The organism is Flavobacterium sp. T50_26, from assembly GCF_057652995.1.
In genome coordinates this window covers 1-12,008 of sequence record NZ_JBYFCC010000007.1, presented here as the reverse complement: position 1 = coordinate 12,008, position 12,008 = coordinate 1, and the positions used below count along the sequence as shown (strand labels likewise).

10 protein-coding genes are annotated in these 12,008 nt (G+C 37.0%); 6 read left to right on the top strand and 4 right to left on the bottom strand.

The annotated features are described in order from the left end of the window. The first annotated feature begins 157 nt into the window (after positions 1-157). Positions 158-1,339, top strand: a complete 1,182-nt coding sequence (locus AC23MC_RS05500; RefSeq protein WP_487567408.1) for a hypothetical protein — start codon at positions 158-160, stop codon at positions 1,337-1,339. A gap of 173 nt (positions 1,340-1,512) precedes the next feature. Here the strand turns inward: AC23MC_RS05500 and ytxJ are convergent, their stop codons facing one another. Beyond that, positions 1,513-1,902: a bacillithiol system redox-active protein YtxJ gene (gene ytxJ / locus AC23MC_RS05495; protein ID WP_487567407.1), complete on the bottom strand. Its 390-nt coding sequence runs from the start codon at positions 1,900-1,902 to the stop codon at positions 1,513-1,515. A gap of 165 nt (positions 1,903-2,067) precedes the next feature. Here ytxJ and clpB point away from each other — a divergent pair, with 165 nt between their 5' ends. Next, a complete protein-coding gene (clpB, locus tag AC23MC_RS05490) occupies positions 2,068-4,671 on the top strand; it encodes an ATP-dependent chaperone ClpB (RefSeq protein WP_487567406.1) in 2,604 nt (867 codons plus the stop codon). 377 nt (positions 4,672-5,048) lie between these two features. Continuing rightward, entirely contained in the window at positions 5,049-5,450 is a 402-nt protein-coding gene (locus AC23MC_RS05485) for an energy transducer TonB (RefSeq protein ID WP_487567405.1), read from the top strand. A 242-nt stretch (positions 5,451-5,692) separates the two neighbouring features. Here AC23MC_RS05485 and AC23MC_RS05480 read toward each other — a convergent pair whose 3' ends face one another. Both AC23MC_RS05480 and AC23MC_RS05475 read right to left on the bottom strand, forming a co-directional pair. Further along, positions 5,693-5,986: a hypothetical protein gene (locus tag AC23MC_RS05480; protein ID WP_487567404.1), complete on the bottom strand. Its 294-nt coding sequence runs from the start codon at positions 5,984-5,986 to the stop codon at positions 5,693-5,695. Positions 5,987-5,997: 11 nt separating this feature from the next. Continuing rightward, on the bottom strand, positions 5,998-6,291 hold the full coding sequence (locus AC23MC_RS05475) for a hypothetical protein (protein ID WP_291093979.1): 294 nt from the start codon (positions 6,289-6,291) through the stop codon (positions 5,998-6,000). Between the two features lie 1,417 nt (positions 6,292-7,708). Between AC23MC_RS05475 and AC23MC_RS05470 the strand changes: the two genes are divergently transcribed. The 3 genes from AC23MC_RS05470 to AC23MC_RS05460 all read left to right on the top strand — a co-directional run bounded on the left by AC23MC_RS05470 (position 7,709) and on the right by AC23MC_RS05460 (position 11,223). Next, positions 7,709-8,089, top strand: coding sequence for a cyanophycin synthetase family protein (locus AC23MC_RS05470; protein ID WP_487570633.1), 381 nt, complete (start codon positions 7,709-7,711; stop codon positions 8,087-8,089). Beyond that, complete coding sequence (gene cphA / locus AC23MC_RS05465) at positions 8,086-10,272, top strand: cyanophycin synthetase (protein WP_487567402.1); 2,187 nt, start codon at positions 8,086-8,088, stop codon at positions 10,270-10,272. The genes AC23MC_RS05470 and cphA overlap by 4 nt, the downstream gene beginning before the upstream one ends. Positions 10,273-10,809: 537 nt before the next feature. After that, positions 10,810-11,223, top strand: coding sequence for a hypothetical protein (locus AC23MC_RS05460; RefSeq protein WP_487567401.1), 414 nt, complete (start codon positions 10,810-10,812; stop codon positions 11,221-11,223). Positions 11,224-11,315: 92 nt separating this feature from the next. On the opposite strand, the gene AC23MC_RS05455 is transcribed toward AC23MC_RS05460, so the two are convergent. Further along, on the bottom strand, positions 11,316-12,008 hold a 693-nt coding region (locus AC23MC_RS05455), incomplete at its 5' end, for a transposase (protein ID WP_487570632.1).

The following is a 12,008-nucleotide window of genomic DNA, read 5'->3' as shown; positions in this document are numbered from 1 at the left end:
AGCCTTTTGCAGGATTGTTGTATTTTTTCTTGGCGAAAAAAAGCGACCAAAGGAAGCTCTTTTTTTGCCTTAGAAAAAAACAACAAGACAAAAAAGCTTGAAACGGAAAGCCGGATTAGCTTCAAAAAAAAATATATATTTGCTAAAATTTCAAAAGATGAAAAAAATTACTTTTTTGCTTGTATTTCTTATTTTGGCTTCGTGTGGTATAAAGCAAACGACTAACAGATTGACTTCGGGCGATTATGATGGTGCGATTCAATCGGCAGTGAGCGGCTTGCGTGGCAATAAAAATGCTAAAGGAAAACAAGATTATGTTTACCTTTTGGAAGAGGCATTCGCTAAAGCAAAAGAGCGTGATTTGCGAAATATTGAAACATGGTCGCAAGATGCGAATCCGGCAAATTTGGAGAAAATTTTCAATACATATATAAATTTAAACAATAGACAAGAGTTGATTCGTCCTTTGCTTCCGCTGAAATTAATTAATGAAGGTAGGGATGCGATTTTTCCGATGGAGAATTATTCAACCGAGATTGTAAATAGCAAAAATGCCTTGTCGAATTATTTATATACAACTTCAAAAAATGAATTAAAAACTGCTAACAAACTGCAAGCCAGAGCTATTGTTGATGATTTGACTTATTTGAATCAAATTAATCCGGGTTTTAAAGACGTGAACAGTTTGTTGGAAGAAGCTCGTTTTAAAGGAACTGATTTTGTGCACGTTTACACGAAAAACGAAACCAATGTGATGATTCCGGTTCGTTTGCAAAATGATTTATTGGATTTTAGTACGTATGGTTTAAACGATAAATGGACGGTTTATCACAGCAACAGGCAACAGGGAATTGTTTATGATTTCGGAATTATTTTGAATTTTAGAGAAATCAATATTTCGCCGGAGCAAATTCGCGAAAAAGAAGTTACTCAAGAAAAACAGATTAAAGATGGTGTAAAAAACTTGGTGGATGCAAATGGAAATATTGTTCGCGATAGTTTAGGCAACGCGATAAAAGTGGATAAATTTATTACCGTGAAAGGAACGGCCTATCAATTTACGCAGTTCAAAGCGTGTCAAGTGACGGCAAAAGTGGATTATATTGATTTTAATAACAATCAGTTAATTAATGCGTATCCGTTGGCGAGTGAGTTTATTTTTGAACATATTTATGCCACCGTTCGTGGTGATCGACGAGCTTTTGATGAGCAATTTATTTCGTATTTTGGACGAAGAGCAGTTCCGTTTCCGAGTAACGAACAAATGGTTTATGATACGGGTGAGGATTTGAAAGCTAAGTTGAAGGATATTATTAGTAGGAATAGGATTAGACGTTAAGTTTTCTTGTTTTCTAATTAAGACGATTTTCCAGCCTTTTGTCATTCCGACGCAGGAGGAATCTCATAATTTATGGTAGAAATTAGTTTAAAAAAATCCCCTTTTTATGAGATTCCTCCTGCGTCGGAATGACAAGATTGAGGATAAACTTTGTGTGTAACCGCAACTGAAAACTACCCCAAAACCCTCTTCAAACTCTCAACATCAATCCCATCGTGTGATTCATTATAAACACATTTTCCGTCTTTAATCAGAAGGATTTGTGGCGATTGATGCTTTACGTCAAATTGATTGGCAATTTCGTTTGAAATGTTTCTGTATTCTAATAAGTCTAAAAAATAAGGTTGTAAATCTTCTTCTGAAAAATCATATTCGTTTTCAAAGTTTTTCAACGCAAAACGACTGATGCTGCATCGCGTACTATGTTTAAAAATCAAAACCGGCTGTTGATGCGATAACTCGATAAGTTCATTAATCTGACCTAAATCAGTTAACATCCTCCATCCTACTCTGGATGAATTTCCCTCTTCTGAATTCCCAAATAAATTAGTGAAAAAACTCATTTTTGACGTGTTTTGAGACATTTTGACTTGCTTTTGAATAAACTTCATTTAAAAATCAGTCATTTTGTCTTGGTTTTTGTTTTGGAATAGTAGTTGACTAAACCTCCACAAAGATACCGAATTAATAGGCATTTTATTGCCTCAAAAAACATAAAAACACAACAGATGAATTTAAAAAATTTAACCATTAAATCGCAAGAAGCTTTGCAACAAGCTCAGCAAATTGCACAAGGTTTTGGTCAGCAACAACTGGAAAACGAACATATTTTTAAAGGAATTTTAGAAGTAGATGAAAACGTTGCTCCGTTTATTTTAAAAAAAATGAATGTGAATGTCAACTTGTTCTCCCAAATCTTAGATAGTACGATTCAAAGTTTTCCAAAAGTTTCGGGTGGCGAAATTATGCTTTCCCGTGAAGCGGGAACAATGCTAAACGAAGCTTCCATCATTGCTAAAAAAATGAATGATGAATATGTTTCGATTGAACATTTACTCTTAGCCATTTTCAAATCGAAAAGTAAAGTGGCTCAAATTTTAAAAGACCAAGGTGTAACCGAAAAAGGTTTAGAAGCCGCCATTTCAGAATTACGAAAAGGCGAACGAGTAACGTCTGCTTCTGCCGAAGAAACGTATAACGCATTAAACAAATATGCAAAAAACCTCAACGAATTAGCCAAAACCGGTAAACTCGATCCTGTAATTGGTCGTGATGAAGAAATTCGTAGAGTGTTGCAAATTCTCTCACGAAGAACCAAAAATAACCCTATGTTGGTTGGTGAACCCGGTGTAGGTAAAACCGCCATTGCAGAAGGTTTAGCCCACCGAATTGTAGATGGCGACGTTCCCGAAAACCTGAAAGACAAAATCGTTTTTTCGTTAGATATGGGTTCGTTAATCGCCGGTGCAAAATACAAAGGTGAATTCGAAGAACGCTTGAAATCCGTTGTCAAAGAAGTCATTGCTGCCGAAGGCGACATTGTGTTATTCATTGATGAAATTCACACCTTAGTTGGTGCAGGCGGTGGCGAAGGTGCGATGGATGCCGCCAATATTCTAAAACCTGCTTTGGCTCGTGGCGAATTGCGTGCGATTGGTGCAACGACTTTAGACGAATACCAAAAATATTTTGAAAAAGATAAAGCTCTCGAAAGACGTTTTCAAAAAATTATGGTCGATGAACCGGATACTGAAAGTGCCATTTCGATTTTACGTGGAATCAAAGAAAAGTATGAAACGCATCATAAAGTGCGAATTAAAGACGAAGCAATTATTGCTGCCGTTGAATTATCGCAACGCTATATTTCCAATCGATTTTTGCCGGACAAAGCCATTGATTTAATGGACGAAGCCGCTTCGAAATTGCGTATGGAAATCAATTCAAAACCGGAAGAATTAGATGTTTTGGATCGAAAAATCATGCAATTGGAAATTGAAATTGAAGCCATCAAACGCGAAAATGACGAAGCCAAACTGAAAATATTAGGACTGGAATTAGCCAATTTAAAAGAAGAACGCAACGAGATTTTTGCCAAATGGAAATCGGAAAAAGAAGTAGTTGATAACATCCAAAACGTCAAAATTGAAATTGAAAACTTCAAGTTAGAAGCCGAACGTGCCGAACGCGAAGGCGATTACGGAAAAGTAGCCGAAATCCGGTACGGAAAAATCAAAGAAGCTCAAGAACGTTTGGACAAATTGCAAATTCAATTACAAGAAAATCAATCCGGAACTTCATTGATTAAAGAAGAAGTTACTCGTGAAGATATTGCCGAAGTCGTTGCCAAATGGACAGGTGTTCCCGTGACTAAAATGCTACAAGGCGAACGCGATAAATTATTAAAACTAGAAGACGAATTGCACCACAGAGTTGTTGGTCAGGAAGAAGCCATTGAAGCCATTAGCGATGCAGTTCGCAGAAGTCGTGCCGGATTGCAGGATTTGAAAAAACCCATCGGAACATTTCTTTTCTTAGGAACAACCGGTGTCGGTAAAACCGAATTAGCGAAAGCATTGGCGGAATATTTATTTGACGACGAAAATGCAATGACGCGAATCGATATGAGCGAATATCAAGAACGTCACGCCGTGAGCCGATTAGTAGGTGCTCCTCCCGGATATGTGGGTTATGACGAAGGCGGTCAGTTGACCGAAGCCGTTCGTCGCAAACCCTATTCTGTCGTATTGTTAGACGAAATTGAAAAAGCTCATCCAGACACCTTCAACATACTTTTACAAGTGTTGGATGAAGGAAGATTAACCGATAACAAAGGTCGCGTAGCCGATTTCAAAAACACCATTATCATTATGACGTCGAATATGGGAAGTCATATTATTCAAGAGAAATTTGAAAATTTGACTGGAGGATTAGAAGCCGCAACCGAAGCCGCCAAAGTGGAAGTTCTAGGTTTACTAAAACAAACCGTTCGTCCCGAATTTATCAATCGTATTGATGAAATCGTAATGTTCACGCCATTATCCAATGCAAACATTCGAGAAATTGTTGGCTTGCAATTAAAAAGTGTCACCAAAATGTTAGCTCAGCAAAACATCACAATGGATGCCACTCCTGAAGCAATTGATTATTTAGCCAAAAAAGGCTATGATCCACAATTCGGAGCCAGACCAGTAAAACGAGTTATTCAACGCGAAGTATTAAACAAATTATCAAAAGAAATTTTGAGCGGAACCGTAAAAACCGACAGCATCATTTTGCTCGACAGTTTCAATAACGAATTGGTTTTTAGAAACCAAAGTGAATTAGTAAAGTAAGTAAATTATTCAAGTATTTAGCCACGAATTCACAAATTTTCTTTTGAAATTTGAAAAAAAATTAGAAATATAATCTGTGAATCAGTGGCTAAAATAAAGGTTAATTAAAAATTTATCTCCAATATTTCACAGATTAAATTGAATGCATAGCATTCAAAATTAGAGTAATAAAATTAAAATAGTATCAATTACAATTTGTGAATTCGTGGCTAAAATAAAAGTCTTTAAAAGATTAAATAGAGTAGTTTTTTCATATTGATTAGTTAATTGGAAAGCACCAATTCGGAAACGGATTGGTGTTTTTTTTATCAAAATATTCACAGCAATTATATACTTTTATCACGAAATTTGAGTTTTATATTCTTTAAATAATCCCTATGAAATCATTAATCTGTCTATTAGTATTTACACTCACCTCCTTTGCACAAACCAATACGGAGTATGCCAAAAAATTAAACCACACCGTTTCAGGCGAAAAAGTCTATTTAGAAAGCGAAGTCGATATCAAACCCAAATTAATGTATGGCGAAAACGCGATGCAACGTTTCATTGCACGAAATTTAAAACAAGACATCAAAGAGCCGGTAGTTCCCAAAATTGTGTGTAGTTTTATAGTAGAAATCGACGGAACCATTTCCGACATCCAAGTATTAAATTCTATCTCAGCTCATTACAAAGCCCAAACCATCAAAGTCTTCACAAAGTTTGACGAACCTTGGTATCCTGCCGTCAAAGACAAAAAGCAAGTGCGTTGCCAATATGTTTACACGATTAATTAATAAAAAATTTGACACGAATTTCACGAATTAGCACGAATTTTTAATCATTCAATTCGTGCTAATTCGTGAAATTCGTGTCAAAAAAATATGTCCTCAAAAGTATTAAGCTTAATTCACCACCTGAGCGAAGCGAACAGACTATATAAATTCGTGCTAATTCGTGAAATTCGTGGCCAAAAAAACCACAAAAAAAACACCAACCGGCACAGTTGGTGTTTCAACTTAACAAACTAACTAGAGATCTATTGCGAATAATAGATTCTGTTTATCGGTATGATAGTTCCTTGTTTCAAAATCACTTTATCGTCTGTAATTCCCCAAATGGTAGTATCTACTACACGTTTAGACAAATCATCTTCAAAGTAAATTTTAGTCTTAATGTGTTCTAAATTGCCGAGTGCCAACGCTCGTGAAAGTCCGGCAATTCTGGTTCTTTTTAATTGTTTGTCTTCCAAAACATCTTCCTGCGGAAAATGTAATAATTGAATCGTCTCTTTCTCGATAGGCTCAAAGAAAGTGGTAGCAGTTTCTATCATAAATAGGATTATTAATTATAAAACTTAAACGTCCTATAAATTCTATTAATCGGAATACCAATACCTTGGGTCAAAATCACGCGGTTTTTCGTTACACCACATACTTTTGCTTCCACAACCTTCTTGGACTGATTGTCTTCAAAGTAAATTTTAATTTTAAAATAATCAAGATTACCGAATGTTAAGGCCATTTTCAACTCAGAGAGCCGTTGAAGAATTGCTTCATTTCTACTTAAAACATCGGACTTGGGGAACACGAGAGAAGAAATTTTCTCGTTTTCGATGGATTCGTAAACAGTAGCCATAAATAGTCAATTTAGGTTAATAATAGATTTAAGGGGACTCAAATTTAACATAAAAATTTAAATAACAACATTTTTATCGATATTTTTTTAATTATTTTCTAACGAATAATGAAAATTCAAGAAAATTACTCCATTTTCTGCACGCTTCCAACCTGAAACTTGAAACCTGAAACAAAAATTTCAAACTTGAAACTCTTAAAATCGCTTTGCTTTTGAATGGAACACGGATGCCGCGGATGAAACAGATTTTCATTGATTTGATAGCTTAGCTATAATGGATTGAAAAAGATTCGTTTAGAGAACATTTTCTTTTGAACAACTCCCAATCCAGAACCTGAAACTTGAAACTTGAAACCAATAACTTTTAAACCCTTAAACCTTTAAACTTTTAAACTAATTTTTAATGGGGCGTGCCCCTCCGCAAGCTCCGGGTCAGGCTTTCCGTTGCAAGTCCTCGTTCGTCGTGCCTCCTCTCTGTGGGCTTTCCACTTCAATCCTTCACGCGAGTGAAGTGCTACAAAGAAATTTACTGCACTCAAACCACTTTTATCACGTCTCCAACCACAATTAATACGTCCACCAACGTATTTTAATACGTCTCTTAACGTATTCTACCACGTCCCCTAACGTATTTTATTACGTCCACCAACGTATTATAATACGTTCCGAACTACTTTTAATACGTCCCCTACCGTATTTTAATACGTTCCGAACCCCTTTTATTACGTCCACCAACGTATTATAATACGTCTCGAACCCCTTTTAATACGTCCCCTAACCTATTTTAATACGTTGCGAACCTATTTTAATACGTCCACCAACGTATTAAAACCAGTCCAGAACCACATTTAATACGTCTACCAACGTAATAAAAGTAGTCTTGAAACCCTTTTAATAGGTTACCCAACGTAATAAAAGTACTTCTGAACCCCAAAAAAGTAGTTCGGAACGCCAAAAAAGTAGTTTTTTGCATAACCAGAACTCAAACAAAACCATCACCACCTATCCGATAACTATTGTTTAATCAAACTAATCCCCACGATGTGTCATTTCGACGAAGGAGAAATCACATAAAGAAGATAACCCAATATTTGACTAGCGTAACTTGATAAACGTGATGTGATTTCTCCTATCGTCGAAATGACACAAATTATATCGCTTATATGTAAACTATATAACCCTTCCCAAAAATTATATAACAATTTTCTGCAATATCATCAGACCTTTACACTACAATAATTAGGTAGTTACATCGTCAACCAAACGCTGTCATTTACTAGTTTCAACCAGTCAACTTCCTTATACGCCCTAACCACGTTGAATCATAAATAAACAGCAAAAAACCATGGAAATTCTTAACATCAAAGTAATGCGTGGACCCAATTACTGGTCCGGATACAGAAAAAAACTAATTGTTATGAAACTTGACATTGGCGAATGGGAACAACGACCCACCGACATCATTGATGGCTTTGGCGATGCATTAAAACGGGTTTTACCGTCTTTGCAAAGTCATCGCTGTTCCATTGGTGAAGAAGGTGGTTTCTTTGAACGCGTCAAACAAGGCACTTGGTTAGGTCACGTCATCGAACATATCGCTCTCGAACTGCAAACCTTAGCCGGAATGGAATGTGGCTACGGACGAACACGTTCTACCAACACATCCGGAATTTATCACGTTGTTTTTTCCTATACTAGCGAAAGAGCAGGAATCTACGCCGCCAAAGCTGCCGTTAATTTAGTAGAAAAACTAATCCATAACAACCCTATTCCGTTGACGAAGATATTCAAGAATTGAAACGCCTCAACAACAGAGATAAATTCGGTCCAAGCACCTACTCCATCGTTGCAGAAGCCGAACGCAGAAACATTCCATACACCCGACTCAACAGCAATTCGTTGATTATGTTAGGACAAGGTTGCAATCAGAAAATTATCTGTTCTTCAGTTGCTTCTACATCAAGCAGTATCGCCGTTAATATGGCTTCTGATAAAGAAGATACACGAAATTTATTAGCCAAAAACTATATTCCGGTTCCAAAAGGCACACTCGTTTATGACATTACTGAACTCGAAGAAGCTATCAACAAAATCGGTTTTCCCATCGTGACTAAACCCGTCAATGGCAATCACGGACGAGGAATTACAACCCGAATCAACACCATCGAACAAGCCATCAATGGTTTTTATGAAGCTAAAAAAGTTTCCCGAAATATCATTGTCGAAAAATTTATCAAAGGAAATGATTATCGTTTTTTAGTCATCAATTACAAACTCGTTGCCGTTGCCAAACGAACTCCGGCAATGGTAGTTGGCAATGGTTTTTCCACCATTTCAGAACTAATTGATGCCATCAATAAAGACGAACGCAGAGGCGATGGTCACGAAAAAGAACTAACCAAAATAAAAATCGACGCAGGAACAGAAGCTATTTTAGCAGAAAAAAACCTTACGTTAAATACGGTTCTATCCTTTGGTGATATTTTATATTTAAAAGATACAGCCAACATCAGCTCCGGCGGAACAGCCGAAGACGTAACCGATTTAGTGCATCCATCCAATGTTTTTATGGCAGAACGCATTGCACGTTTAATGAATTTAGACATCTGTGGCATTGATATTATGGCAGAAGACGTTGCAGAACCCATCACCAACCAAAACGGAGCAATTATTGAAGTCAATGCCGGTCCCGGCCTCAGAATGCACCTTTCTCCTACCGAAGGAACGGCCAGAAATGTGGCAGAACCTTTAGTAGAAATGCTTTTTCCAAATAATGCAGAATCGCGTATTCCGCTCGTTGCCGTTACAGGTACAAATGGTAAAACAACCGTTACCCGATTAATCGCCCATTTGGCACAAACCGCAGGACACCATACCGGTTATACTTCCACCGACGGAATTTACATCGATGGAAACCCAATTCTGAAAGGCGATTGCAGCGGCCCGGCCAGTGCAGCAGTAGTTTTGCGTGATCCATTAGTAGATTTCGCTGTACTCGAATGTGCCAGAGGTGGAATTCTTCGTTCTGGTTTAGGGTTTGATAATTGTAACATTAGTATCGTAACCAATATCACCGACGATCATTTAGGTTTAAACGACATTGACACCATTCATCAACTCGCAAGAGTAAAAGCCGTTGTTCCGCAAAGCACGTTTGATCACGGTTATGCGATTCTGAATGCCGATGATGATTTAGTTTTCCGAATCAAACGAACCCTTGATTGCAATATTGCTTTGTTTAGTATGGATGCCAATAATCCACGCATCATTAACCATTGCCGCGAAGGTGGATTAGCCGCTTTTATCGAAAACAATCATTTTGTCATTAGCAAAGGCGAATGGAAAACCACCATCGCAGAAGTTTCACAGGTTCCACTGACCTTCTCAGGCACGTGCGAGTTTATGATTAAAAATATTCTTCCGGCTTTGTTGACTGCTTCAATAAGTAATTTTTCGTTAGAAGATATTTCAGTCGGACTTCAATCGTTCATTCCTTCTCCCGAAATGACACCGGGCAGAATGAATCATTTTAAGTTCAAAGATTTTATTTTGATGGTCGATTATGCCCACAATACCAGCGGATATGAGCATTTGGAGAAATATATGAATCAAGTTCAGGCTACCCAAAAAACAGGTGTTGTTTCTGCCACGGGCGACCGTCGTGATGAAGACGTTAGAAGCATCGGGCGATATGCCGGACAAATGTTTGACAAAATAATTCTCAAACACGACAGAAACAACCGCGGACGAACCAAAGAACAACTCACTACTTTACTTATGGAAGGCATCCGAGAAGTGAACCTCAACGTAGAAGTCACCATCGTTTCCGATGAAACCGAAGCCATTCAATATGCCATTGATAGTGCAAAACCAGGCGAATTCATTTTTGTGTGTGCCGATGATATCCCAAACACCCTAACCTATGTGCAACAACAATTGGATTTTGAAAACGCTCCAATCGATTTAGGAGCGGTTATATAAAATTTTAAAATTAAAACTTCCTTTTTCTAAAATTTGGGCATGCCCCTCCGTAAACTACGGGTCGGGCTATTCGCTGCAAGTCCTCATTTCGCCTCCGCAAGCTTCGGCTACATTCCGGGCTTTCCGCTACTATCCCTCATGCAGGTGAAGTGCCGGGAAAATATTTCATTTTAAAAATACAGATTTACATTTCATACAACAATTATCAGGACACAACAGTAGTAAAACAACAGAAATTTATACACACGTTAGTACCAAAAGTATTCAACAGATAAAAGTCCAATTGACGATTTGTAAGAATATAAATAAATTGTATATTTGAATAAATTACGCTATAAAGTAGCGGGTATACAGCTGATTATGGGTGTATAGTCGCTACTTTGTAGCGGGTATAGACAAGTTACCAGCTATTTTGGCTCACAAAACCTAAAAACAACTATGGAAATTAAAACTTTTTGGAATATTATACTTAAAGTAATTGGATTGTGGCTGCTAGTTAACTGCCTTTATATATTTCCTCAAATTGCTGTGACATTAATGACAAGCCAATTTGTCGAAGGTTGGAATACATTTATTCCAGAATTAGTATTTGGAATAATTGCTCTCTTTGCGTATATTTTGATTGCTTGCTTATTTTTGTTCAAAACTTCTTCCTTAATTTCAAAACTTGGTTTGGAAAGACATTTTACCGAAAATAGAATTGACATAACTGTTTCTAAAAATACAGTTCTAAAAATTATTGTAATTTTAATCGGCGGAACTATTTTAATTGATAGTTTTCCAAATCTAATCAGAGAAATTTTTCAGTTTATTCAACAGAAAGAACTTATCAGAAATTATCCGAATTTAACCTGGTTAATTTTTCATTTTATTAAAACTATAATCGGCTACTTGCTAATGACCAATAGCAAAATTGTTGTGAAATTTATTGACAAACAGAATGAAAAATAAAAACAGCTGGTAACAGCGGTAACCGTTGCACAACCCCTTCAAAAAACTAAATTTTCAATCTAATCATAAAAAACAACCTCGTTTAGTGCTTTCTAAGCGAGGTTTATTTTTGGATTAAAGATGTTGTTGTTTAAAAAATGTAGACGTAAAAACGTTCGTTTTAACTTCAAAAAAGTGACTTTTATAGAAGTGTTTACCTTCCCTTGATTGATTGATACAACTTGGGCTTGGCTTTTTGGTTTTTTGCCAATAAACTTGAGGTATTTCTTCAAGTTATACGTCATAGCGGCCATCAAAACATGTTTGTTGGCTTGTTGTATTCCTCGTGTATTGACACGTTTCATGTTGAGAAAGTTGATGAGTGTTCCCAAAACCGGTTCTACTGTCTTACTCCTCACCTTGACCATCCGTTTGGCATACTCGGGGTTTTGAGTCAGCTTTTGGTGCATCTTGTCATAAAGCTCTTTGTGGATGCTGTCGTCTATTTTCTTAAAATTGGTTTTCATTCCACAACATTGCTCTCGAAGGGGACATTTTTTGCAATCGCTCTCGCTACTGCGATACGTGCGTTTGGTGTAACCTTTGCTGTCGGTCTTCTCGCCTTTAAAGAGTAGTTTGGCTTGGTTGCCTCCTACTTTGGTACATTGATAATAGTTTTCTGCTTTGTTGTGAACAAAACCCTCTCGCTCAGGAACGTATTGCCCAAAGTTAGGCATCCAAGCATTGATTTTGTTATCGTTTAAGTATTTTAAAGCTTCGCCACTGCTATAGCCTGCATCGGCTAA

Coding starts and splice junctions, on each gene's coding strand:
- AC23MC_RS05485 (WP_487567405.1), top strand. CDS start 5,049: ATGAAATCATTAATCTGTCTATTAGTATTTACACTCACCTCCTTTGCA.
- clpB (WP_487567406.1), top strand. CDS start 2,068: ATGAATTTAAAAAATTTAACCATTAAATCGCAAGAAGCTTTGCAACAA.
- AC23MC_RS05475 (WP_291093979.1), bottom strand. CDS start 6,291: ATGGCTACTGTTTACGAATCCATCGAAAACGAGAAAATTTCTTCTCTC.
- ytxJ (WP_487567407.1), bottom strand. CDS start 1,902: ATGAGTTTTTTCACTAATTTATTTGGGAATTCAGAAGAGGGAAATTCA.
- AC23MC_RS05470 (WP_487570633.1), top strand. CDS start 7,709: ATGAAACTTGACATTGGCGAATGGGAACAACGACCCACCGACATCATT.
- AC23MC_RS05500 (WP_487567408.1), top strand. CDS start 158: ATGAAAAAAATTACTTTTTTGCTTGTATTTCTTATTTTGGCTTCGTGT.
- AC23MC_RS05460 (WP_487567401.1), top strand. CDS start 10,810: ATGACAAGCCAATTTGTCGAAGGTTGGAATACATTTATTCCAGAATTA.
- AC23MC_RS05480 (WP_487567404.1), bottom strand. CDS start 5,986: ATGATAGAAACTGCTACCACTTTCTTTGAGCCTATCGAGAAAGAGACG.